We start from the raw sequence: 24,494 nt of genomic DNA, 5'->3' as shown, positions 1-24,494 counted from the left end.
AATTCATTTAGCAGCTGGGGGTGTTGAAAAGCAAAAGAGCGATCGCCTGACTTTTTCCCGTTAAGTCTCTTGAGTCGAATGAAGAACTAATTCAACAGGAGCTTCTGGCTGACTAAGATGCAGTTGCGGTCCTTTCGACGGCAATTATACTTAAGAAGCCGAGCATTACCTTCATCCCCTTAGTGGCTAGTCTCTATAGCTCCACCTGACAACCAGACTTAAGGATAGCGAAAATCTAAAATCCAAAATTGCTATGAGCGATCGCACGTTTTCCAGACTCGCACCTTTCATCCAAGAATATATTTATCATCACAACTGGAGTGAATTACGACCAGTTCAAATTGCTGCTTGCAAAGTTATTTTTGACACTGATGCTCATTTGCTAGTTGCTGCCGGCACAGCTTCGGGGAAAACAGAAGCTGCGTTTCTACCGATTTTAACTTTATTATATGAAAACCCGCCGCAAACTATCGGCGCATTATATATTGGTCCGATTAAGGCTTTAATTAATGACCAATTTGCACGCCTTAATGATTTGCTAAAAGAAGCGGATATTCCAGTTTGTCACTGGCATGGGGATGTTTCCCAAAGTCGAAAAAAACAGCTTTTAAAGAATCCTAAGGGTATTTTGCAAATTACGCCGGAATCTTTAGAAAGCTTATTAATTAATAGAAATAATGATTTGATGCGTTTATTTGGTGATTTACGGTTTGTGATAATCGATGAAGTTCACGCTTTTATGGGTTCTGAACGCGGTTGTCAGATTCTTTGTCAGTTATCACGTTTGCAAAGTTTGACGCAAACGCAACCCCGAAGAGTTGGTTTGTCAGCGACTCTTGGTGATTATTCGATGGCTGAAAAATGGTTGGGTTCTGGAAGTGATAAGTTGGTGATTACTCCGGAAATTGAGGGGGGGAAAAGGCTAATTAAGTTGGCTTTGGAACATTTTTATGTTGGTGGTGAGGTTTTAAGAGAAACGAACCGCCAAGGCGCCAAGGAAGCCAAGGGAAGAGGGGAGAGGAAAGGAACTGTTTATGAGGAATATGTTTTTAATCTTAGTAAGTGCCGGAAGTGTTTGATTTTTGCTAATAATAAAAGGCAAACTGAATCTATTATTGCTTCTTTGCGAGAAATTGCTGTTAATGAGGGATTAGCTGATATTTATCATGTGCATCATGGTAGTATTTCTGCTAGTTTGCGGCAAGCGGCTGAAAATGCGATGCGTGAGGGTGATAAGCCGGCTGTGACTGCTGCAACTTTGACTTTGGAGGTGGGGGTTGATATTGGTCATTTGGAGAGGGTTATTCAGTTAGAATCGCCACCTTCTGTAGCTAGTTTTTTACAGCGTTTGGGACGCAGTGGTAGAAGAGGTGCTGCTGCTGATATGCGGTTTGTTTGTACTGAGGAAAAAGTATCGGCGTCAGCTTCTTTAGAGGAACAAATTCCTTGGCAACTTTTACAGTGTATTGCGATTATTCAACTTTATTTGGAGGAACGTTGGATTGAACCGATTAAGCCGATTAAATATCCTTTGAGTTTGTTATATCATCAGACAATGAGTATTTTAGCAGCTGCGGGTGAAGTTTCGCCTGCTGCGCTTGCTAAACAGGTTTTAAGTTTACCAAGTTTTGCTGCTATAGCACTCGAAGATTTTCGGCTATTGCTTCGCTATTTAATTGATATTAATCACGTTCAGCTTACTGAAGAAAATAAGTTAATTCTCGGTTTGGCTGGGGAAAAGGTGGTACGTAAATTTCAATTTTATGCTGTTTTTCCTGACAATGAGGAATATGTTGTTAAACACGCAACTACGGAAATTGGTAGTATTGTTATGCCTCCCCCAATCGGTAATCAATTCGCTTTGGCTGGGAAAGCTTGGGAAGTTTTAGAAGTTGATTTCCGAAAAAAGATTATTTTGGTTAAGCAAGTTGAGGGTAAAGCTAGTATTTTCTGGCGCGGTGGTAGCGGAAATATCCATACAAGAATTTTGCAACGAATGCGGCAGGTTTTGCAAGAAGATGTTGAGTATAGCTATTTGCAAAAAAATGCGCTGAAGCGTTTGCAGAAAGTTCGGGAATTGGCGCGAAATTCTGGCTTAGATAAACAAAATATTCTGCTTTTAGAAAATAATAAATGTTGCATTTTTCCCTGGATGGGTACGGTTGCTTACCGCACTTTAGAAAGATTGCTTAATTCTTGGTGTCGGGAATCTTTAGAAATTAAAAGTATTGGTGGTGTTAATCCTTATTTTTTGACGATTAAATTAGGTAAAGATAAATTTAGATATCTTTACGATGAAATTGTATCGTTGTGTGAACAAAGAATTACGGCTGAGGATTTATTAGCTGATGCGGAAGCACCAGAAATTCAAAAGTACGATCGCTTTATTCCTCACTCAATTTTGCGGAAAGCTTTTGCAAGCGATTATCTAGACATGGAGGAACTTAAGCAGCAAGTGAAGAAATGGCAATGAAACCATTATACGCTAGAATAGGCTATCAGTAATCGTACTTAAAATTTGGGGATGGCTATGACATCTCTGTTAGAGCGACTAAGTGCAGAACGACAACGCCGATTTGTAGGACATCATTTTGAACTTGAATTATTTCTGCAAGCGATCGCCTCACCACTTTTCATTCCCCAGTAAGGTTTAATAGTTAATTGTGGAAGTGTTGAGATTTATTAAGAGCGCATTATGAAGTTTTCGCGACTGCTAGTTAGCTTTGTCTTAGCTATGGTTTTGTTTGTGTTTCCCTTATCGGCACAAGCAGCAAGTTCTTCTAGTATTACCCGTTCCGTTGGTGATGCAGAATTCAAGGGCAAGGATTTTTCTGGTCAAAGTTTAGTAGGGGTTGAGTATACCAATGTCAATCTAGAAAAAGCAAATTTTAGTAACGCTGATTTACGCGGTGGTGTTTTTAACGGTTCGGTATTGCAAGGGGCAAATTTGCATGGTGCAGATTTTAGTGAAGGAATAGCTTATCTAGTAGACTTCAAAGGGGCTGATTTAAGTGATGCGATTTTGACAGATGCAATGATGTTGCGTTCTAGTTTTAGTGACGTTGACATCACCGGTGCTGACTTCACCAATGCTATTCTTGATGGTATTCAAGTGAAAAAACTCTGCGCTCAAGCAAGTGGTGTAAATTCTCAGACTGGTGTAAAAACTCGCGAGTCTTTAGGATGTAGGTAAAATCTTACTCCCTGTACTCAATTCCCTCTCTTTGCAAGCGAAGAGGGGGAATTTTTGCACTTGGAAAGTGCATTTTTTGTTCATTAAAGGAGGAATATTTAGAAAAATATTATTAATCTTAAATTGGCATTACTGCCCTAATATTTCATCTACTGTAATATTCACATTAGGAAATGCCTGAATCGAGAAACTTTCACTTCGCGTAAACTTCTGAATATTCAGATACCCATTAGTTGCAGGTTCTCGGTAAACTTCCACACATTGCTGATTAATATCCACTAACCAAACCTCAATTATCTTGTCTTCTGCATAGAGAGGAATTTTCACTTCCCGGTCATATTTAATTGTTGTATCTGCTACTTCTATAATCAGAAAAATATCGTTTGCTTGAGGATGTGCGTTCTCATAAAAATCTTCACGGGGTTGCAGCAATGTCACATCTGGCTGAGGTTCCGAGTTATCGCTCAATACTACAGGATTTTGAGGAGCAAGTATAACGCTATTTCCCAGCAGATGAATCAATAGATTAACTAGTCGATTTACACAAGCAGCATGTTTTGTTCCAATTGGCGACATTTCAATAATTTCTCCCCGCATCAGTTCTACCCTGTCATCTTCTTTGAGAATGCCAGAATCGACCATTTTATGGTACTGTTCAACTGTAAATTTTCTTCTAAGTAATTGCATAGACATTGCTACCTCTACTGTCTTTTATATTTTATTATTTTCTACTTTTATATTTATCAATGACGAATTCAATTCCTCAACCCTAAAGCAACAAAAGACAATATCACTAAAAGCGATCGCTCACATCAAATATGCATATTGTAGAGACGTTCCGTTGGAACGTCTCTACAATATGTGTGATTTTTAAATAATTTCCTAACCCTCTCTGTTAATAAAAAACAGAGAGAGCATAGGGTGTGAGGTTCATGGAGGTAAGCGGGTTCGAACCGCTGACCTCTGCAATGCCATTGCAGCGCTCTACCAACTGAGCTATACCCCCTTGTCATGCGTTTTCGATTCTATCTTAATAATTGCCGTTTTGTCAAGATTATTATAAATATGTCAACCTCACAAAACACGCATGGCTATGAAAGACTATCTTAAGATACTTGCAACAGATAGCTCATACAGTGTCCCATAAGAAAATAAACTACTAACATAGCCCCAGCAGCTAAGGCAACCAATGTACCCGCCAACATTAAAGAAAACTCTTTATGCTGAAAAGCTTTTTCCATTAGGTGCAGTGACCATGCCACCAGCGCCACATCAAATACTAAAATAGGAATCAACATTTTTTTTAATATTTATTAATACTTGTTTATTAATCTTAACACTGTTTCCAGGTACTGTGTCTAACCTTAGATAGATGTGGTTATGAGAAAAACCAATGGTCACTATACTATTCTTACTGGTAGAGAGCGATCGCGCAAATAATTTTTAATTTCCGCTACACTTAATTGTCCGTAATGTAAAAGTGATGCCAGTAGTGCAGCTTCTGCTTTACCTTTTGTGAGAGCATCGTAAATATGTTCGCATGTTCCCGCGCCACCAGATGCAATTACTGGAATTTGGACGCTTTGGGCGATCGCGCTTGTTAAATCTAGGTCATACCCGGCTTGAGTACCATCAGCATCCATACTTGTTACCAGCAGTTCACCTGCCCCTCGTTTTTCGACTTCTTGTGCCCAAAGTAGAGCATCTAGACCCGTATTCTCCCTTCCTCCGCGTACATACACATCCCAGCCAGGATTATTAGGGTCTTTTCGGCTTCTAGCATCAATAGCAACCACAATGCATTGATTACCAAAGCGATCGCTTGCCCGATTAATTAAATCTGGGTCGCGTACCGCCGCAGAATTAATACTAACTTTGTCTGCCCCCGCTCGTAACAAAGCTTTAACATTTTCTAAGGTTTGAATTCCTCCACCCACAGTCAGAGGAATAAACACCTGTTCAGCCGTGCGATACACTACATCAAGAATAATGCCTCTGTCTTCATGAGTCGCCGTAATATCCAGAAACACTAACTCATCAGCACCAGCTTCGTTGTAAACCTTTGCCAGTTCTACGGGATCGCCTGCATCCTTAAGATTGACAAAGTTAACTCCTTTTACAACCCGTCCCGCCTTGACATCAAGGCACGGTAAGATTCTTTTAGATAACATAGCAAGTTTGCCAATTTTTCCTTAATTGTTCGGAAATTAAATTTTAAAGCTTATGAGTTGATTTCAGAACCCGTATTTTATCACCCGTATTTATACTCATATTACAGGTGGGTGGCGCTCAGAAGTCGTGCAGTAAAAGTTGATAGCAGCAATTATGGCGATTATTTCCTCTAAAAAACAGCCTCAAGAACCCAACAAACAACCAAAATCTCACGAGACGCAAGTTACTGCAAAACCAGACATTTTGCAACCCGAAGCTGCTGTTGATGAAGGTAAGCAAGAAGAAAGCATTCGTCCACACCGATTTGCTGATTACATTGGGCAAAAAGACTTAAAAGATGTGTTGGAGATTGCCATCAAAGCAGCGCAATCCAGAAGTGAAGTGTTAGATCACTTACTTTTATACGGTCCGCCAGGATTGGGTAAAACCACAATGGCAATGATTTTAGCATCAGAGATGGGGGTAAATTACAAAATCACGAGTGCGCCTGCGCTAGAACGTCCCAGAGATATTGTTGGGCTATTAGTGAATCTTAAACCCGGCGATGTTCTCTTTATTGACGAAATTCATCGCCTTTCGCGCATGACTGAGGAAATTCTCTATCCAGCGATGGAAGATTATCGCTTAGATATTACCGTTGGTAAGGGTTCGAGTGCGCGAATTCGGAGTATACCACTTTCCAAATTTACATTAGTGGGAGCAACAACCCGTGTCGGTGCTTTAACTTCACCATTGCGCGATCGCTTCGGCTTAGTTCAAAAACTGCGATTTTACGAAGTCGAAGAAATGACCCAGATTATACAACGCACCGCTCAATTACTCCAAACCCCGATGACTAAAGATGGTGCAACAGAAATTGCCCGTCGTTCGCGAGGAACACCGAGAATCGGAAATAGGCTACTCAGACGAGTGCGTGATTATGCGGAAGTTAAAAAATCTGGTGAGATAAACGAAACCGTAGCAGCCGAAGCATTGCAACTATTCCAAGTAGACCCCTGCGGTTTGGATTGGACAGATCGCAAAATGTTGAGTGTAATAATTGAACAATTTAATGGCGGTCCTGTAGGTTTAGAAACGATTGCCGCAGCAACGGGTGAAGATACGCAAACAATAGAAGAAGTGTACGAACCTTATTTAATGCAAATTGGTTATTTAAGCCGTACTCCCCGTGGGAGAACAGCCACAAAAGCAGCATACAAGCATTTGGGCTTTACACCGCCGAATGAGCAGATGTCTCTTTTGTAGGACTTGAAAGGGAGACAGGGAGACAAGGGGACAAGGGGGACAAGGGGACAAGGGGACAAGGAGGACAAGGAGACAAGGGGACAGGGAGACAAGGAGACAAGGAGACAAGGAGACAAGGAGAATAATTCTTCTTTCTCCCCATCCCCCCCTCTCCCCCACTCCCCACTCCCATCTCCCCCATCGTCATGATAAATTGTGGATTTTAACCGCAGATGATTAAATTAATTGCTATTTTGTTAAGTTTGTTGCTTGTGTTTGGACAGGGTGAACCAGTTATGGCACAATCGCAACTCCCCCAATTTACGGAAGAACAGTTACAAAAAGGGGATGAGTTAGCGAAGAAGGCTTTTGCTGCTACAGATAAAGGTGATTTTGTTACTGCTGAAAAGTACTGGACAGAGATTATCGAGCAATTTCCTCAAAATCCGGCAATATGGAGTAACCGGGGAAATTCGAGAGTAAGTCAGAATAAGTTGCTTGAAGCGATCGCCGATTATAACAAAGCGATAGAACTTGCGCCAAATGCCACCGATCCTTATTTGAATCGCGGTACAGCGTTGGAAGGATTGGGAAGATGGGATGATGCTTTAGCTGATTACAATCATTTGTTAGAGCTTGACCCTAAAGATGCGATGGCGTATAATAATCGCGGAAATGCGAAAGCCGGTAAGGGAGAATGGGAAGAAGCGATCGCTGATTATCAAAAGTCAACTGAAATCGCTCCAAATTTTGCCTTCGCTCGTGCAAATTACGCTCTGGCACTTTACGAAACCGGTCAAATAGACGAAGCAATTCGCCAAATGCGGAATATCCTCCGCAAATATCCGAAATTTGCCGATATGCGTGCAGCGCTGACCGCAGCTTACTGGGTAAAGGGACAACAAGGTGAAGCGGAAAGTAACTGGGTAGCAGCTGAAGGACTTGATAGACGCTACAAAGATATTGATTGGGTGAAAAATATCCGCAGATGGCCCCCCAGTATGATATCAGCTTTAGATAAATTTTTGAAATTGCAGTAGAAAACTACAGAGTCAGACTGCATAAATTGCGATCGCTCACACCCATTACAGCTTAGGTAATGATAATTCGATTACTTCCTTGGCAATCAATATTAAATTACTTAAAAACAGTCGATGAATTTGATAAATCATCTAAAACACAATTGGCATTTCCTGAATAGATACTACTTTATGCATCTTGTCAAGGCTCCTTATGCTGATTTTCCTAGAATTAGCCGACTTTCAGCTATCATCAACAACGATTACAGCTATAAGCTGATTTTAAGGTGAAGCTTTGCTAGTAAACCAAAGTTCAGGTTGTGGATGTTGCTCATGGGGGTTGGGAGCGATCGCGCCCAATTCCGTATTCAACTTGCACATCTTTGGGTATTTACACCACAACCCCGTAGACGTTTATTCAAAGCAGGAGATCTGGTGTGTATTACTTGTTCGATGACATCGGCAGCATAGCACACTCCTCCTGAATCCTGAATAGCGGAGCATAGTTTCGCTGCATTATCTCGATAAGTACGATCTTCCAACACCCTCTTAATAGCCGTCTTTAACTTAGGCACATTCAGTTTGGCGAGGGGCACGACTTCACCCGCACCAGCTTGTGCAACCCTTGCTGCCATGCCTGGTTGATCGGTGGTAATTGGAATGGCAACCATTGGAACCCCACTACTTAAACAACTCACCGCTGTGCTGCCTGCGTGAGTAATGACCAAGTGAGAACGGTTAATGAGTTGTTGATGAGGAGGGAAAGCAACCACAATTGGATTTCCAGGGAAATCAGCCTTCGATACATCTGCTTTAGGATTTCCTAGAGATATTACTAACTGAGCATCAATATCCAAGCAGGCTTCTGCAATGCAACGAAAAATTTTCAAATTTTGGTTTTGTAATGTTCCTAGATTTGCATATATTAAGGGCTTACCGTTTAGTAATTCAAAAGAGAAATGCTGTTTATTTAAGGATACAGGTTCTATATCTGAGGGATTCCTAAGAGGTCCTGCATAATGAAACCACGGTACGATTTTTTGACGGGGAAAATCCAGTTCTTGAGGCAATTGAGATATCTGGGCAAGTTTTGAATAGGAATCATCCCGCTTGTAATGAGGTGGCAAATGCCATGCTTTTCTCTGCTGAACCAATACATCCCAAATGGATCGGCTCAGATAATTGGTTATAACATTTCCCAACTGATTTCGCAGTTTAGCCCACCAAACGTTTTTATATCTCCAGTGAGTGAAATAAGGAGGAACACCAGGTTCTTTATTAATGGGTAATGCATTGCAGACTGTAATAAAAGGTAAGTTTAGATAGTCGGCGATGGTTCCCCCAGCGCTTGTAACTTGATCGACAATAAGAAAGTCAATTTGAGCGTTACGAATAGCGTTAGGAGCATCACGAAACAACATAATAGCTTCTTTCTTAAAAAACTGGATGGCAAATTTTAAGCCTGACAATCCAGTTAATTGTCCCAATTGAGCATACATAGTTTCTATGCTGCCAAGGGGAAAATCACTACCCCCAATTTCAGAAAATTCCAAGTTAGACTGAGAAATTTTTTCTTCTACTTCTGGCACACCAAACAATATGACTTTGTGTCCACGGCGTAGCAGTTCAATTCCCAAATTGCACATCGGATTTAGATGACCGATTGCGCCAGGACACAGAATACCAATACGAGACATATAGTATAAATAGTTAACACTTTATCCCATTCTAAAACGCCTTAAACTGAACTAGAGCTAGTCTCACGGACTCGCTGATTTTGAGGACGCTTCCCTTTCACTACCATTTGCACACCCCCTGCTGGTACAAATAAAAGACCATGACGCACTGCTTGCACAGGTTTGCTATCAGCCAGTTCCATTTGCCAATCAGACAGAATTGTCGCTAAAACCAGTTTCATCTCAAACAACGCAAATGCCATCCCAATACAGCGACGATTACCACCACCAAAGGGTAAATACTCATAGGGGGTAAATTGACGTTCTAAAAAACGCTCTGGCTTAAACTGCTTTGGCTGAGGATACAAATCTTCTCGATGATGAGTTAAATAAATAGAGGGAACCAGTAGAGTGCCAGGCTCAAATGTGTATCCCCCGATTTGTAATGGTGATTTTACCAGTCGATTTAAAGCTGACATCGCGACTGGGTAAATCCGCAGTGTTTCCGAACAGACAGCATTTAAATAGGGTAAGCGCAAAATAGCGTTAGGATCGGGCTGTTCACCCAAGTTATCCAGTTCTTGCAAAAGTTTCTCACGCACCTGCGGCAGATGATGAATCCAGTACAGCGCCCATGATAAACTATTTGCAGTAGTTTCGTGACCTGCTACCAACAAAGTCATCAACTCATCACGTAATTCTACCTCTGTCATTGGCTCTCCTGCTTCATCACGAGCAGCCATCATCAAAGATAAAATATCAGTCCGAGATGAATCAAGTTGTGCTTTGCGATCGCGAATTTCAGCGTAGATAAGTTCGTTAATTGAGGAGCGTAGACGCAGGTACTTTGCCCAAGGACTCCACGCTCCTAAATCTTGCCGCAGTGCTGGGAAAATCAGCAGCAGTGTCCTAAAAATAGGTACTTTGGGATTGAGGATTTCAATCAGGAGTTCTTTGAGTTTCTCATAGCGTGGTCCGTCTTCTAAACCAAATACAGCTTTTAAAATTACTTGAAAAGAGATTGCTTGCATCGACGGTCGCACTGCAAAAGTTTCCCCAACCTGCCATTGACTAGTTACTTGTTCGGTGATATTGCGGATTAACTGACCATAAGCCAGCATCCGTTCTCCGTGCAACGGCGGTGTCAACAGCTTTCTTTGCCTTTGATGGGGCTTTCCGTCTAACGCTATCAGTGAGTTTTGTCCCAATAAAGGGGATTTTATACCTGCTGCCTCACCAGAGTCTAATAATTTTGGATCGGTAGTAAAAATCTGCTGAATCACTTGGGGGTTGCTAATGAATACTTGAGGAGCAGAATTTTGTCTAAAATTCAGGGTGAAGATATCACCATAGCGTTTAGTACACTCTTCCATATATTCTAAAGGACGAGTCAGCCACTGAAACGTCTGTATCCAAGGGTGAGTCTGAGGACCATCGGGCAGTTTAAATGTAGGCATTTTTCACTTTTTTATAAGTTCGTAGTGAGGACTGAAGTCCTCAGATTATGAAGGACTAAAGTCCTTACTACAAAAAGCTTTACTACTTTTGCAACCAAACTGACACAGAACCACCCGGACAAGAAAAATTTCCCCATCCGTCACTGTTAGTATAGACAATATCCTGGATATGTCCGGTGGAATCGTAGAAAGCTGCATTCGGTCGAAACATATTCATCCACTTGCTGCCAGATTCACCGTTAGTCAACACTACAGCCATTGCCCCCGGATGTTCGCTATTACCCAAGCGCGTCCAACCGATAGTATTCGCATGGTCAAAGTAATCGTGTTGGTCGCCGAAACCGTATTCATTACGCGCTTTTATGAACTTGTCAATCAAGAAACGGTGAGAATAAAGAGTTGCATCACGTCCCTTATCATGATATTGCGCTCCGTAATAATCTGCATAAAAAACGCAAGGATAACCTTCGCGACGTAGCAAAATTAGTGCATAAGCCAAAGGTTTGAACCAAGGTTCAACGGGAGACTCTAACGCTTGACACGGTTGAGTATCGTGGTTTTCCACAAAAGTGACAGCTTTGCTTGGTTGTTCCTTAACTAAAGTTCTGTCAAAAAGCGATCGCATATCGAAACTATTACCTTGGCGACTTGCTTGATGAAACTTGAAATGCAGAGGCACATCAAACAACGATAATCGTCCATCGCTAGCAGCTATATAGCCGTGTAACGCCTCGATATCCTGTGACCAGTACTCCCCCACACTAAACAATTCTCGCCCGCCAAAATGCACTCGCAGATGGTTCAGCCAGTCGCGGAAAAAGCTGGAACGAATATGTTTAACCGCATCAATCCGGAAGCCATCTACACCTGTAGTGTCAACAAACCAACGTCCCCAATACATCAATTCACCGCGCACGAACTCGTTACCCATATCCAAGTCGTTCGCCATCAAATAGTCATAGTTACCGTGTTCGTGACTAACTTCTGTCTCAAAGTTATTGTTCTTGATACGGTAGAGTTTATCACCTCGTTGGGTGGCTGCATTGTAGGATAATGTATCAAAGCACCACCAATGCCACTTCATGCTGGAGTATTTATCTCCACGACCAGAAAAATTGAACTTGGTATAAGCTTCAATTTCATACCAATCGCTGACTGGACGGTTGCGGTCATTCCAATCCATTTCCTCTGCCCAGATGCGTTCTGTTTCATCTCCACCATCTTTGTGGTTGAAAACTACATCGGCGTAAATTTGAATGCCGGCATTTTGAGCGGTTTTAATCGCTGTCAGATATTGATCGCGTGTTCCGTATTTTGTGCGGACACTGCCTTTTTGATTGAACTCACCCAAATCAAATAAATCGTAGACTCCGTAGCCGACATCTCTACCGCCACCAGTACCCTTGTAAGCTGGTGGTAGCCATAAAACTGTGAAGCCTGCACTCTTTAACTCGTGAGCCGTTTTGTTCAGTTGATTCCATAGGCTACCATCATCGGGGATGTACCAATGGAAATATTGCATTATTACGCCGTTGGTCATGCGATCGCCTTAATTCAGAATCTTTGGTAGATGCAGATTTCGATCAAGAAATCTTTCGTGTTAGCCTAAATCATTTTTGTCACGCTTCCAAACATCTCCAGAATTTATTTAGGTTTGCATTACCGCAATAATTGCTCAATTTGCACCGATGTTAATTCTTGCACATTGCTCAAAACTATCGCCGCTCCGGCTTCTCGCAATGTTTCCGCATAAGCTTCACGACGCGCTACCGTCTCCTGCACATGCGGCGGTAAAATACCTACACCAATCCAAGTGCGGTTAGGCTCAATAATTCGCGCCTTCTCCACCGTGTACATATCTGCTACCGTATCCCCCGTATATATCACTGGTTGTAATTTGTCAAGACCCAACAGGCGAATAGTAGCGAAAAGTCCGGTAGGGTCTGGTTTACTTGGTGCATCTTCCATCGCCACTAGTATAGGCGACTTTAAACCCAGGCGTTTTTGCAAAATATAATTAGCGGAAGCGCGAGTTGCACCGCTAAAAAATCCCCAGCCAATCCCAGCTAATGTAAGTTGCTCAAAATAGCTAGATTGTAACAATAACGGCTCATCGCAGATATAACCCGTCCAATTGTCCGGGTCGGGTCCTCGGTAACGCGATTGAAAAAAAGCAACAATCGTGTTGTAGTCAAGTTGCAATTGTTCGCGGGGTATAGCTTTTTCAAAATAGCGGTAAATTAACTCTTGGGATGCTTCCCAATCGTTATTCCAAACGCCTTCAGACTTCAGTTGGTCGATATCTAATGATGTAGGACGATACGCATTTGCCGTAAAATGCTCTACAGTATCGGCGATCGCTCGTCTATAAGAACCGCCAACATCGCGGATCACACCATCAATATCGAAAATAACCAGCGGATTTGTTTGTTCAGTCATAAAATTGGTAATTGGGAATTGGTAATTGGGAATTGGGGAAGAGGTAATTGGTAATTGGTTCGCCAGTGCGTTGGGGAGGCAGTGCGTTGCGGGGGTGGAGGAGTTTGTAGCACCTGCCGTCGGGTCTCCCGACTTGAAGCACCTGGCTCTCCCGTTGGGTAATTGGTAATCGGTAATTGCCTATTCTCCATTCTCCATTCTCCATTCCCCATTCCCCATTCCCCATTCCCCACTCCCGATTGTTATTTGGTCAATTTGTCAAGTATTGCGTTAAAATAAGCGATCGCATGAGTTAATTCCTTAAGGCACACAAATTAGCGGAGGTATGATTGACCAAGTTTATTTTGAAAATTTTGTGGTTGGATGAAAACGTCGCCTTGGCGGTCGATCAAGTTGTCGGCAAAGGCACAAGTCCCTTGACTAAGTACTTTTTCTGGCCCAGAAATGATGCCTGGGAAGAGTTAAAAAAAGAGCTTGAGTCAAAACACTGGATTACTGACGTCGATCGCGTTGAGTTGCTCAACAAAGGAACAGAAGTAATCAACTACTGGCAAGAGGAAGGCAGAAACCGTCCAATGGCTGAGGCTCAACTAAAATTTCCCGAAGTTACCTTCACAGGTAGCGCCTAGTATCGCATAATTAAGTTGATTGTGATTCTACAAGCTGCCAAAGTTTGATTGTCTTGTCCCTGCTGCCACTAGCAATCAGTGCAACAGGGCTGACAGCAAGGGCAAACACTGAGTCTACATGACCAGATAAAGTAGCAATTTCTGCTGTTGTGTTGACCCCAGAAAGTTTAATTGTCTTGTCCCAACTTCCACTAATCAACGTTTCTCCATCGGCACTGAAAGCTAGTGTCACCACCGACCAGGAATGACTGGAAAGTGTGCGAATTAACTTACCAGTGTTCACCTCCCACAATTTAATAGTGTTATCATCGCTACCCGTCGCCAAAATTTGACCATCCGGACTGAAAGCGACTGTTAAAACCGCCCTTGCATGACCTATAAGTGTTTGATGAGGGCGGTTTTTCAATTGATTTTGCGATTCATTTGCATACAACTTCCACAAGCTAATAGTTGTGTCAAAACTAGCACTTGCCAAAAGCTTTTCTTGCGGGCTAAACGCAACTGCACTCACCTGTAATTTATGTCCAGTCAAAGTGGAAATTTCTTCAAAAGAATAAACATCCCAGATTTTGACTGTTTTATCCCAGCTACCACTAGCTAGCAGCTTTCCATCGGGGCTAAAAGCGACTGATTTGACAGCGCGGGAATGTCCAACTAAAGTAAAAATCTCTTGGAAGTTGTCAACATTCCAGATTTTGATAGTTTTATCATCGCTACCAGTTGCCAAAAGTTTTCCATCGGGACTGAAAGCAACTGATTTCACCGCTTGGGAATGTCCCTGAAGATTAGCGATCGCACCAAATGTGTTTAAATCCCAAAATATAATGCTTTTATCATCATTGCCACTAACCAAAATATTACCATCAGGGCTAATCGCAATTGAATTTACATTACTTAATACATTATTTCTGGTCAAAGTATGCAAGCATTGCCACGGAGGATTTTGGATTTTAGATTTTAGATTTGGGATTATGGATTTAATACCCATTGCTTGCAAAACTTCATCAGCCAATTGAAAGCGACGGTTAACAGCGTTTTCCAGCAACTTGTCAAGGATTTTCGCCAAGCGATCGCTTACTTTAGTGGTAAGATAATCTCGCCAAGCAAAGCTTTTATTAGCAACATCAAATAAATCAAACGGCGGAATATGCGTCAGCAAGTAAATGCAAGTTACACCTAAGCTATAAAGGTCACTTGCGAATACGGATTTTCCCTTAGTTTGTTCCGAAGCCGCATACTCTGGACTGCCGATATTGCCATGCTCTGTAAAATAGTCCATTTCTGGCACAAATTTAGCTGTAGCAAAATTGACTAATATCAAATCCCCCGCTTTTGTGCGGATGATATTTTCGGGTTTAATATTGCAGTGAATGATATGGCGATCGCTAATATATTTGAGAACAGGCAACAAATTTTCTAAAAGTTGCCAAATCTCAGTTTCACTAAAAACACCCTCATCCTCAAGCACCTCAGCTAAATTGCTACCCTCAATAAACTCTTGTACCAAATAAAATTGCCCTTCCTCCTGGAAATATGCCAAAATAGCCGGAATTTGTGGATGCTTACCGATTTCTTCTAACACTTGCACCTTTCGCTGAAAATCTATGAGAATTTCCTTTTGCAGCGAGAATTCTTGAACCACACAACGAACTACAGGAAACTGACTTTCATCCACAGCCAGAAAAGTCTTGGTAAATTTCCCTTGACTTATCAGTTTCAGTAAACGGTAACGTCCTTGTAAAAAACTCACACATACCCTTCAAAGAAATTTAAACATGATAAATTCAAACTTCAGCATTACGCAAAAACCCTCTACAACTCTTACTCTCTGTGTACTCTGCGTCCTCTGCGGTTCGTTTTCTGGTAATTTTGCGTTATAAAATCCCTAATTAATCGTAGAGACGTTCCGGTGGAACGTCTCTACATCTTTTGGGCTATTGATTTGATTTATTTGCGGAAAAATCAACAACTAACGGCGAATTACCGTTGTGTGATTTTACCTCCAAAGGCGACTTCACATCACCCGGCTTTGCAGTTTGTTGATTCCATAAAATCATCGACAATAACCCATCCACCAAACCGTTAGTACTACCATTGCTACCACCAACTAACACATCTGGAATTAAACGAACATTGCTTGATCCGATAATTTGCATCAATTGCATTGCCGTATATCCTTGAGTTCCCAAAGCTTCCACACCAGCGCTGTAAGTTTCCGCTTTCGCGTTACCCGTAGCGCGGATACCTTCAGCTTCACCAATCGCTTTCAGCTTGATAGCTTCCGCTTCACCCGTCGCTTGCTGAATTTGCGCGTTAGCTTGCAACTCGGCAATTGTTACACCTTGTTCCGATTTCACCAACTCTTGCTGAATATCAGCGATTGCTGTTTCCCTTACCAGTTGCTGACGCTGAGTTTGTGCCATTTGCTGAACTTCGTAAGTTTTGCGTTGTTCCTCAGCAATTTTACGGTCTGTCAGCGTGTGCATTAGTTCTTCGGGTGGAGTAATCAAACCAATCAACGAATCCACCGCTTGCACATCATAAGCACGCAATGCAGATTTTACATATTCAGAAGCTTCAACTTGGCGATCGCTTCGGGCAATCAAGAAATCCAAGATAGTATACTCTTGAGCGGAGTTGCGGAAATAGTTACCCACAATTGGACGCAAAACCTGATCGATAACGTTTTGCATCGAACCTAAGCGTGAAATCACTTTCGGTGCATCTGAAGCACCAATGTGGATAATTTGAAATATCTCTAAATCAAAGCTAAAACCATCAAATGACAGCAGTTTCAGCGCCTTCAAATTTGTATCGTATCCGTGCTGACCGCTAATTCTATCAGTAAAGTTTAAGACGATATTTGTCGTCGGGACTAGCTCAACTTTCATCACCTTAGTATTGAGCGGATGTTTCCCAGGATACAACGGCTCTACCCAAACACCTTTATGTCCTTGGTTTACCAAATTCCCGTGGGTGAAAGCTGTACCGCTGACATCTTCGTGTTCTTTGCCTACGAAAGAAATCACCACACCCACATAACCGATAGGAATTTCAGTCATCGGTACTTGTTCGACATTCACCAGCCAAGGGTTAAGGTTCCACGAACCCGATAATAACACCTGTTCTTGTAAACCCCGCTGTCCGCCAGCATCAATAAACTTCTGACCATTTTGGAAATTGTCATGTCCCTTAATGGTGCATCCTGCGATTTCACCTGCTGCGATCGCTGAACCATCCAAAGTAGTAATAATACCAACCTTTTCTGCTGCTACTTGATGGATGTGCAACTGTTCCGGATTCATCCCGTGTTGGGTGGCATTATTGGCAGTAATAACCTTAAATAAAGCCGTGTTGATGCGGTAAGTACCCGCTGTCATAAAAGCAATTTGCCGTCCTTTTTCGCCACCTTGAGTCAGGAATTTCCGCGCATCTTGGAAATTATCGCAATCGACGATTTTGCCTAAAATGCGTTCTGGGGGGATGGATGCGCCATCTGCGGCGACGATTAGGGCGATTTCACCTTGGGGAACAACAACTACCGATTCTTTTTTAACTGAGTATTGCCAAGCCGAATAGCCCCAGTGCCACCCTGGCGCAAGGGTATCAGCCTGCAAGCCGGCTTCATTGTTGAGGGCTATCAGCCGTCCTGCGGGGAGTTTGCGTCCCTTCAGGTCAAATTTTTTCACGACAATCCCAACTTCACGTTCGCCAATTACCACCAGTCCGCCAAAGAACAGGGGGACAAATACGACTAAACCGCCGACAAGAACGATGGGAATCAGTCCCCACGGATTAAGCTGCATTGCCTGATATTTGCTGCTATCGATTTGAAGGTCAATAGGCTTGATTTGACTTACCTGGACTGATGGGTCGGTAGTTTCTTGTGTAGGAGAAATTTTTGTAGGAGCGGCGCTTGCTGCTTGAATCGTAGTAGCGATCGCTAAAGAAGCAAAGAGCGATGTTGCAAAACGAAATATTTTATTTGACTGACGGCATTCAAAGGAATTTTTACGGCTTTGCATAAAATTTGCCCCTCTGGGCAACAATTATCTAAACTATTACTTCACCAAGAGTTCCCCACATTTCTTAAACTTGTTGCACTTGTATACAAAAATTTATTACTACCGAGATTTTCGTAATTTTCGTGAAATGCTATCATAATAAAAATGTAAATTTAATCTCGTAGTAGGCACTTAAGTGCCTGAATTAAGCGATGAATCGCTTACTACTTTTTCATAAAAAAATCTCGCTTTATGATAATAAAAACTCCTCCTTTGAAAGTTGCTAGGAGGAGTTTTGATTTATCGGGAAGAATATTATTCCCTAACTTAAGTTTGGGCAGAGGGAGGTGTTTATACCATACCGCCGGCAGCTTGAAAGCGTGCGCGAGCGCGTTTGTAAGCTTGTGTTGCTTGGATTTGGGCTTGCCGATCTTCTGCTTGGACTTGATTTAGGCGGGTTTCTGCTTGATTAAAAGCAGCACGGGCTTCTTCAAGGTTAATTGAATCGCCTTTTTCCGCACCGTTAACCAGAATTGTGATTTCGTTTTCTTCGACTTCGGCAAAACCACCCATGAGGGCGATCGCTGTCCAATTCTGATTTTTATTTGCACGCACGCGCATCACACCTGTATCCAAAGCGGTCAAGAGTGGCGCATGTCCTGTGAGAATACCTAGCTGACCAGTAGTACTGGGCAACACTACTTCTTCAGCTGCGGCATCCCACACTGTTTTATCTGGAGAAATTACACGAACAGTTAGGGTCATAAATTGTTAGTTGTTAGTTGTTAGTTGTTAGTTGTTAGTTGTTAGTTGTTAGTTGCTATTACCACTAACTACTAACCACTAACCACTAACTATTAACTAATTAGCTTTTGAGCTTTTCAGCTTTGGCGATCGCTTCGTTAATGTCGCCTACTAAGTAGAAGGCTTGTTCGGGCAACTCGTCTAATTTGCCTTCGAGAATCATCTGGAAGCCTTTGATGGTGTCTTCCAATTTCACGTATTTACCAGGAGAACCGGTGAATACTTCTGCTACAAAGAACGGCTGAGATAGAAAGCGCTCAACTTTGCGGGCACGAGATACGATCAGGCGATCGTCTTCTGACAATTCATCCAAACCAAGAATGGCGATGATGTCTTGCAGTTCTTTGTAACGTTGCAGAGTTGCTTGTACAGCACGAGCGGTGTTGTAGTGTTCGTCACCCACAATGTTGGGCTGCAACATCGTGGAAGTGGAACCTAACGGATCTACTGCCGGATAAATTCCTTTCGCTGCCAAACCGCGAGACAGCACTGTTGTACCATCCAAGTGAGCAAAGGTGGTTGCTGGTGCGGGGTCAGTCAAGTCATCCGCAGGTACGTACACGGCTTGAATCGAAGTAATAGATCCCTCGTTGGTAGAGGTAATCCGCTCTTGCAGTGCGCCTACGTCGGTTCCCAATGTAGGCTGGTATCCTACAGCAGACGGCATCCGACCTAGTAGCGCCGATACTTCAGAACCTGCTTGTACGAACCGGAAGATGTTGTCAACAAACAGCAGTACGTCCTGCTTATTCACATCTCGGAAGTACTCAGCCATTGTCAAGCCAGACAAACCAACCCGCATTCTTGCTCCGGGTGGCTCGTTCATTTGACCGTAAACTAGAGCAATCTTAGACTCGTTGAGGTTGTCTTTGTTGATCACCCCAGATTCAATCATTTCGTTGTAGAGGTCATTACCCTCACGAGTCCGTTCACCTACACCAGCGAATACGGACACACCACCGTGTTGGGTGGCGATGTTGTTGATCAATTCCATCATGATCACGGTCTTACCGACCCCTGCACCACCGAACAGACCAATCTTACCGCCACGTCGATAGGGTGTTAGCAAGTCAACAACTTTAATCCCAGTCTCGAATACGGAAGGCTTGGTTTCCAGTTCTGTGAGTAGGGGAGCAGCGCGGTGGATTGGTAATCTGTCCTCACTATTGACTGGTCCCCTGTTGTCTACGGGTTCGCCAAGAACGTTGAAAATCCGTCCTAAGGTGACTTTACCAACTGGCACGCTGATGGGAGCGCCAGTATCAACGGCTTCCATCCCACGGACTAAGCCATCGGTGGTACTCATGGAAACGGCTCTCACCTGGTTATCGCCCAGCAGCTGCTGCACTTCGCAGGTCAGCGAAATTTCTTGTCCGGCTTCGTTCGTGCCTTTGACGATCAAAGCGTTGTAGATTTGCGGCATTTTCCCGGTGGGGAATTTAACGTCTACAACCGGACCAATAATTTGGGTAATGTAGCCTATGTTTGTTTTTTCTGCGGTGGTGACCATGCTGGGTGCTAATAAATGAAGCTATATTTGGTGATAGGGTCGTCGGCGACTTAAGATTAACCTTTCATCTTCCAGGTTATCACCGAACGACTCCTATCTTCGCCATAAATTGATTCTTAAGACTGATGTCGTCAAGTAGGCAGCAGGCTTTGATGCAAAAGGCTTTGGGTCAGACTAGATAGTAAAAAAAGCGTTTTGATTAGGCAAGCGAGGATTAGCGATCGCTCGCTCTTCGTGGCTGATAAAAGCACGCTTGCGCGTATGCGCTCAACATAGCTGTGAGAAATTATCCTATCCTACGCCGAAAATAAAAAAGCTGCCGCCAAAGCGCGATCGCGCACTTGGGCAGCAGTTCTATACCATTTCACTCTGAATATCTAATACACGCGATGTCAATGACATTTCGCAAAACCTGATTAATTTAAATGTAATAAATTATTTAGAAATATATACAAGTCAACTTTACTACATTGGGTAGTAACCTTTAATGAAAGCCGTGTGGGTAGATGTTCAAATCAATGAATTGTCTTTAAGATAAGGGTAAGCAACACATCGACACAGCATAAGATATATGAATTTCTCGTCAGCGCGACAACATTTTTACCAAGAGATTCAACAACCTGACGAGAATATCGATTTGGCAAAGGCAGCGTTATACATTGCCCAAGAAGAATATCCCGACCTGGATGTTGAACACTACCTCAACGCCCTCGATACAATGGCAGCGGAAGCTAAAAAACGCTTGCCAATCGGACGTTATCCTTTGCGGGTAATTCAAAGCATTAACCAGTATCTTTACGAGGATTTAGGATTTGCAGGCAATAAAAAAGACTATTACGACCCCCGCAACAGCTTTTTTAATGATGTGATCGATCGCCGGTTGGGAATTCCGATTAGTTTGGCGCTGGTTTACCTAGAAGTTGCCCGAAGAGTTGATTTCCCGATGGTGGGGGTGGGAATGCCGTTACATTTCTTAATCCGCCCAGATATTCCGGATATGGAGATTTTTGTTGATGCGTTTAATAACGGTGAAGTGATGTTCGCCGAAGATTGCCAAGAACGGCTTTCGCAAATATATCAACAAAGCGTAACGCTACAACCAGAATTTTTAGCAGCGGTGAATCATCGGCAATTTTTGGTGAGGATGCTCACGAATCTAAAATATATTTACCTGAAACAGCAGGATATAGAAAAGGCTTTAGCAGCAGTTGAGAGAATTTTGCTCTTGTTGCCTGATATGATTTTAGAATTGCGCGATCGCGGTTTGCTCTACTATCAACTCGGTCTTTACTCCCAAGCTACTCAAGACTTGCAAAGTTATTTAACAAGAGTTCCTGATGCCGAAGATGCGCCGGTGATTCGTCGGTTGCTGACTGAGATGGCGAGAGGCTAGAGACGACAATGGTAAACTTAAATTATGACATGCCATCAGTTTGGGTTTAATAAACGGTGATGATGCAGCGCTATTTATTATTGGAATGTGACATACTCCTACCCTGTCCCCACTCTCCACTCCCCATTCCCCACTCCCCACTCCCCATTCTTACCGAAAGCCTTGCTGTACTTCCTGCGCTACTCGTTTAAGTCGTTGTAGTTGTTCTTGCATGTCTTTTTTCGTCCAGGGTTCGGCGAAGGTTTTGAAACCCCAGCTAATTATCGGGTTGGGAATCTCAAATTCAAAGCGGTTAACTAAGCGCGTTCCTTTTTCGACTGGTTGACATTCCCAGCGATCGCGTCCAATGAAAAAACCATCAAACTCCCACACTACCAAACCCGGTTGTCTTTCCACAACTGTGCTATTTAATGTCGGTTTTATTATCGGTATTTGAATCACAAACTTGCTTTTACTACCATTATCGCTGCTCCAAGTTTCCCCCACAGGTTCGCAACGCAGCACGGGGTTAAGCCAACGGTGCATGAGAGTTAAATCGGTAATACATCTCTCAACCACCGTCGCTGTAGCATTAATTTGAATTGAGTGTTCAAAAACAGAAGACATTTTACATCTTTCAAGCTATTGCTGCACTTATAATCACGCCATATTTAGCGCTGCAAATACAGTAAATCAATACTAAAGCCAACTCAGCTTTAGAAATAAAAATATATACAACGACGCCAAAATCAGTGATATTTTACTGTTTTGGCACTAGTAATTTCTCAAACGAGTTGTCAACCAAGCAGGTAAAAAAAATACTCTTGACATCAACTCTATATATGATTTTACTGGTAGATTTATAGGCAAAACACTGGTAACTTAACTGGCATGTATATTTGTGCTATACAATACACGCCAGAAAAATCTGACGTGTTTTGGAAATAACAGTTTACCTTAATTTGGGAAAACCATGAATACAACTTGGCAAGGAATAACCCAGGTGATGGAACTTAATTTGTTGATGAGGGTGCAGGATTTTTTGGCACAGTCGCCAACCCTATCACCAGATCAATCAAATGCAGTCAATTACGTACAAGGAACTATCCAGCAGGTAGTTCAATTTCTGCCTCGGTTGCTGGGGGCAGTAGTAATTTTAGTAGTTGGCTGGCTGATTGCGGCAGTAGCTGCGGCTGTTGTACGCGGTATCCTCAATCGGACTAAGATAGATAACCGTATTGCCGCTGGTTTGACTGGTAGCGATACCGTCCAAGTGGAAAAATTTATCGCCGGCTTGGTCTTTTGGTCTATCCTGCTGTTAACGATAGTTGCTGTATTAGATACTTTAGAGTTGAGAGTCGCTTCTCAACCGCTTAATTCTTTTCTCGAACAAATTGGTGACTTCTTACCCAGGTTAGTAGCTGCGGGAGTCATCCTCTTAATAGCTTGGTTAGTCGCTAGCCTCGTTAAGCTGATAACTATACGCGGACTCAGCGCTTTGCGGCTAGATGAGCGTTTGAATCCCCCAGAAACACGAGATGCCGTCCCAAATCTCAATCAATTGTCTCTGAGTGAGACGATTGGCAACGCTTTATATTGGTTCATCTTTTTGCTGTTTCTCATCCCAGTTTTGGATACTTTGGGGTTACAGCAGGCTTTACAACCAGTACAAAGTCTGGTAACGCAGATTATCTCAATTCTGCCGAATATTTTAGCGGCGGTGTTGATTGCTGTTGTCGGCTGGTTTGTGGCTAATATAGTGCGACGGATTGTCAGCAACTTACTAGGGGCAACTGGAATCGATGATTTGGGGAGACGCTTTGGACTTTCGTCTACTGCCGGAGCGCAATCTTTATCGTCGATTATCGCTACGATTGTCTATGTGTTGATTTTGATTCCGGTTGCGATCGCTTCCCTGAATGCTTTGCGAATTGACGCGATTTCCTTGCCGGCGATCGCTATGTTGCAACAAATTCTGAATGCCTTACCTGCGATCTTCACCGCGATCGCCATTTTGATTGTTGCTTATTTCGTCGGGCGATTTGTGGGCGAACTTGTTACCAACATCCTCACAAGTATCGGCTTTAACAATATCTTCTCTGTCTTAGGTCTGCCAACTCCTGTCAGACGCACCACATATCCAGCAGAAACAGAAGCACTTCCCCCAGCCCGAACTCCATCGGAAATTGCTGGTATCGTTGTATTAGTTGGCATCATGCTATTTGCCACAGTCGCGGCAGTGAATATTTTGAATATTCCCGCGCTCACACTCCTGGTAAGTGGCATAGTCGTCATATTCGGTCGCATTTTGGCGGGATTGATTGTATTTGCCATCGGTTTGTTCTTAGCAAATCTGGCTTTTAGCATCATTGCAAGTTCCGGAAATGCCCAAGCACGGATTTTGGCTCAAGTAGCGCGGATTGCGATTATCGCTTTGGTTTCGGCGATGGCACTGCAACAGATTGGTGTTGCTAGTGATATTGTCAACTTAGCCTTTGGGCTTTTACTCGGTGCGATCGCTGTTGCTACTGCCTTAGCTTTCGGTCTGGGTGGTCGCGAAATTGCCCGCGATCAAGTTCAACAATGGTTAAACTCTTTTAAGAGTAAAGGGTAAATACTAGGGACTAGGTAAGAGAGTTATTCCCTAACCCGTAACCTCTAACCCTAAATCTCGGAACTTCTGTCTCAAAAGTTGAACTTTAGAGCTTTGAACTTATACCGATTCAAAAAATGTTTAAAGGCAAATACCCCACCCGCCCTATCGGGCACCCTCCCCGCCTGCGGGGAGGGTTGGGGAGGGGTTTTTATCGATGTGTCACATTCTTTTTTCAAATTGGTATTAGATGTTTGAGTTTAGAACTTGACATTCCGAGTTCAAAGCACGAAGTTCCGAGTTCGGAACACGAAGTTCCGAGTTCGGAACACGAAGTTCCGAGTTCGGAACACGAAGTTCCGAGTTCAGAACACGAAGTTCCGAGTTCAGAACACGAAGTTC

Annotated in this window: 21 protein-coding genes and 1 tRNA gene; 8 read left to right on the top strand and 14 right to left on the bottom strand. The window is 42.9% G+C overall.

The features are described from left to right. The first annotated feature begins 253 nt into the window (after positions 1–253). Positions 254–2,473: a DEAD/DEAH box helicase gene (locus PI95_RS14905; RefSeq protein ID WP_039742589.1), complete on the top strand. Its 2,220-nt coding sequence runs from the start codon at positions 254–256 to the stop codon at positions 2,471–2,473. A 222-nt stretch (positions 2,474–2,695) separates the two neighbouring features. Next, complete coding sequence (locus PI95_RS14900) at positions 2,696–3,193, top strand: pentapeptide repeat-containing protein (RefSeq protein WP_039742587.1); 498 nt, start codon at positions 2,696–2,698, stop codon at positions 3,191–3,193. A 129-nt stretch (positions 3,194–3,322) separates the two neighbouring features. Here the strand turns inward: PI95_RS14900 and PI95_RS14895 are convergent, their stop codons facing one another. From PI95_RS14895 to hisF, 4 genes are all read right to left on the bottom strand, one after another. Continuing rightward, the gene (locus tag PI95_RS14895) at positions 3,323–3,886 is read right to left on the bottom strand and encodes a Uma2 family endonuclease (RefSeq protein ID WP_039742585.1); all 564 of its coding nucleotides are present in this window, start codon (positions 3,884–3,886) and stop codon (positions 3,323–3,325) included. A 240-nt stretch (positions 3,887–4,126) separates the two neighbouring features. Further along, a tRNA-Ala gene (locus PI95_RS14890) sits at positions 4,127–4,199 on the bottom strand. A 100-nt stretch (positions 4,200–4,299) separates the two neighbouring features. After that, complete coding sequence (locus PI95_RS14885; protein WP_039742583.1) at positions 4,300–4,491, bottom strand: hypothetical protein; 192 nt, start codon at positions 4,489–4,491, stop codon at positions 4,300–4,302. 102 nt (positions 4,492–4,593) lie between these two features. Further along, entirely contained in the window at positions 4,594–5,364 is a 771-nt protein-coding gene (gene hisF, locus PI95_RS14880) for an imidazole glycerol phosphate synthase subunit HisF (protein WP_039742581.1), read from the bottom strand. Positions 5,365–5,518: 154 nt separating this feature from the next. Here hisF and ruvB point away from each other — a divergent pair, with 154 nt between their 5' ends. From ruvB to PI95_RS14865, 3 genes are read left to right on the top strand one after another with little or no spacing between them, the layout of a single operon-like run. Beyond that, positions 5,519–6,610: a Holliday junction branch migration DNA helicase RuvB gene (gene ruvB, locus PI95_RS14875; RefSeq protein ID WP_039742579.1), complete on the top strand. Its 1,092-nt coding sequence runs from the start codon at positions 5,519–5,521 to the stop codon at positions 6,608–6,610. 3 nt (positions 6,611–6,613) lie between these two features. Next, on the top strand, positions 6,614–6,799 hold the full coding sequence (locus PI95_RS14870; protein WP_163518905.1) for a hypothetical protein: 186 nt from the start codon (positions 6,614–6,616) through the stop codon (positions 6,797–6,799). Between the two features lie 23 nt (positions 6,800–6,822). After that, entirely contained in the window at positions 6,823–7,629 is an 807-nt protein-coding gene (locus PI95_RS14865) for a tetratricopeptide repeat protein (RefSeq protein ID WP_039742577.1), read from the top strand. A gap of 347 nt (positions 7,630–7,976) precedes the next feature. On the opposite strand, the gene PI95_RS14860 is transcribed toward PI95_RS14865, so the two are convergent. The 5 genes from PI95_RS14860 to PI95_RS14840 all read right to left on the bottom strand — a co-directional run bounded on the left by PI95_RS14860 (position 7,977) and on the right by PI95_RS14840 (position 13,406). Continuing rightward, positions 7,977–9,305 (bottom strand): glycosyltransferase, encoded by a 1,329-nt coding sequence (locus PI95_RS14860; RefSeq protein ID WP_052324867.1) that lies wholly within the window; start codon positions 9,303–9,305, stop codon positions 7,977–7,979. Between the two features lie 41 nt (positions 9,306–9,346). After that, a complete protein-coding gene (locus PI95_RS14855; protein WP_039742575.1) occupies positions 9,347–10,741 on the bottom strand; it encodes a cytochrome P450 in 1,395 nt (464 codons plus the stop codon). Between the two features lie 82 nt (positions 10,742–10,823). Beyond that, on the bottom strand, positions 10,824–12,281 hold the full coding sequence (locus PI95_RS14850) for an alpha-amylase (protein ID WP_039742574.1): 1,458 nt from the start codon (positions 12,279–12,281) through the stop codon (positions 10,824–10,826). A gap of 119 nt (positions 12,282–12,400) precedes the next feature. Further along, on the bottom strand, positions 12,401–13,180 hold the full coding sequence (locus PI95_RS14845) for a TIGR01548 family HAD-type hydrolase (RefSeq protein WP_039742572.1): 780 nt from the start codon (positions 13,178–13,180) through the stop codon (positions 12,401–12,403). Further along, positions 13,173–13,406: a hypothetical protein gene (locus PI95_RS14840; RefSeq protein WP_039742570.1), complete on the bottom strand. Its 234-nt coding sequence runs from the start codon at positions 13,404–13,406 to the stop codon at positions 13,173–13,175. The genes PI95_RS14845 and PI95_RS14840 overlap by 8 nt, the downstream gene beginning before the upstream one ends. Before the next feature lie 103 nt (positions 13,407–13,509). On the opposite strand from PI95_RS14840, the gene PI95_RS14835 reads away from it, so the two are divergent. Then, on the top strand, positions 13,510–13,809 hold the full coding sequence (locus tag PI95_RS14835) for a 30S ribosomal protein PSRP-3 (protein WP_029633245.1): 300 nt from the start codon (positions 13,510–13,512) through the stop codon (positions 13,807–13,809). 10 nt (positions 13,810–13,819) lie between these two features. Here the strand turns inward: PI95_RS14835 and PI95_RS14830 are convergent, their stop codons facing one another. From PI95_RS14830 to atpD, 4 genes are all read right to left on the bottom strand, one after another. Then, the gene (locus PI95_RS14830) at positions 13,820–15,559 is read right to left on the bottom strand and encodes a protein kinase domain-containing protein (protein WP_039742567.1); all 1,740 of its coding nucleotides are present in this window, start codon (positions 15,557–15,559) and stop codon (positions 13,820–13,822) included. Positions 15,560–15,743: 184 nt separating this feature from the next. Beyond that, the gene (locus PI95_RS14825; RefSeq protein ID WP_039742564.1) at positions 15,744–17,834 is read right to left on the bottom strand and encodes an SPFH domain-containing protein; all 2,091 of its coding nucleotides are present in this window, start codon (positions 17,832–17,834) and stop codon (positions 15,744–15,746) included. 330 nt (positions 17,835–18,164) lie between these two features. Further along, entirely contained in the window at positions 18,165–18,578 is a 414-nt protein-coding gene (gene atpC / locus PI95_RS14820) for an ATP synthase F1 subunit epsilon (RefSeq protein WP_039742562.1), read from the bottom strand. A gap of 100 nt (positions 18,579–18,678) precedes the next feature. Beyond that, the gene (atpD, locus tag PI95_RS14815; protein ID WP_039742560.1) at positions 18,679–20,127 is read right to left on the bottom strand and encodes a F0F1 ATP synthase subunit beta; all 1,449 of its coding nucleotides are present in this window, start codon (positions 20,125–20,127) and stop codon (positions 18,679–18,681) included. Between the two features lie 571 nt (positions 20,128–20,698). Here atpD and PI95_RS14810 point away from each other — a divergent pair. Further along, positions 20,699–21,520 (top strand): SirB1 family protein, encoded by an 822-nt coding sequence (locus tag PI95_RS14810; protein WP_039742558.1) that lies wholly within the window; start codon positions 20,699–20,701, stop codon positions 21,518–21,520. 150 nt (positions 21,521–21,670) lie between these two features. Here the strand turns inward: PI95_RS14810 and PI95_RS14805 are convergent, their stop codons facing one another. Further along, entirely contained in the window at positions 21,671–22,126 is a 456-nt protein-coding gene (locus PI95_RS14805; protein ID WP_039742556.1) for an SRPBCC family protein, read from the bottom strand. A 346-nt stretch (positions 22,127–22,472) separates the two neighbouring features. On the opposite strand from PI95_RS14805, the gene PI95_RS14800 reads away from it, so the two are divergent. Then, complete coding sequence (locus tag PI95_RS14800) at positions 22,473–24,113, top strand: mechanosensitive ion channel (RefSeq protein ID WP_039742554.1); 1,641 nt, start codon at positions 22,473–22,475, stop codon at positions 24,111–24,113. The last annotated feature ends 381 nt before the right edge of the window (positions 24,114–24,494 follow it).

It is taken from the genome of Hassallia byssoidea VB512170 (assembly GCF_000817785.2).
Taxonomy (GTDB): Bacteria; Cyanobacteriota; Cyanobacteriia; order Cyanobacteriales; family Nostocaceae; genus Hassallia; species Hassallia carrinoi.
This window is presented reverse-complemented; position numbering and strand designations above follow the sequence as displayed.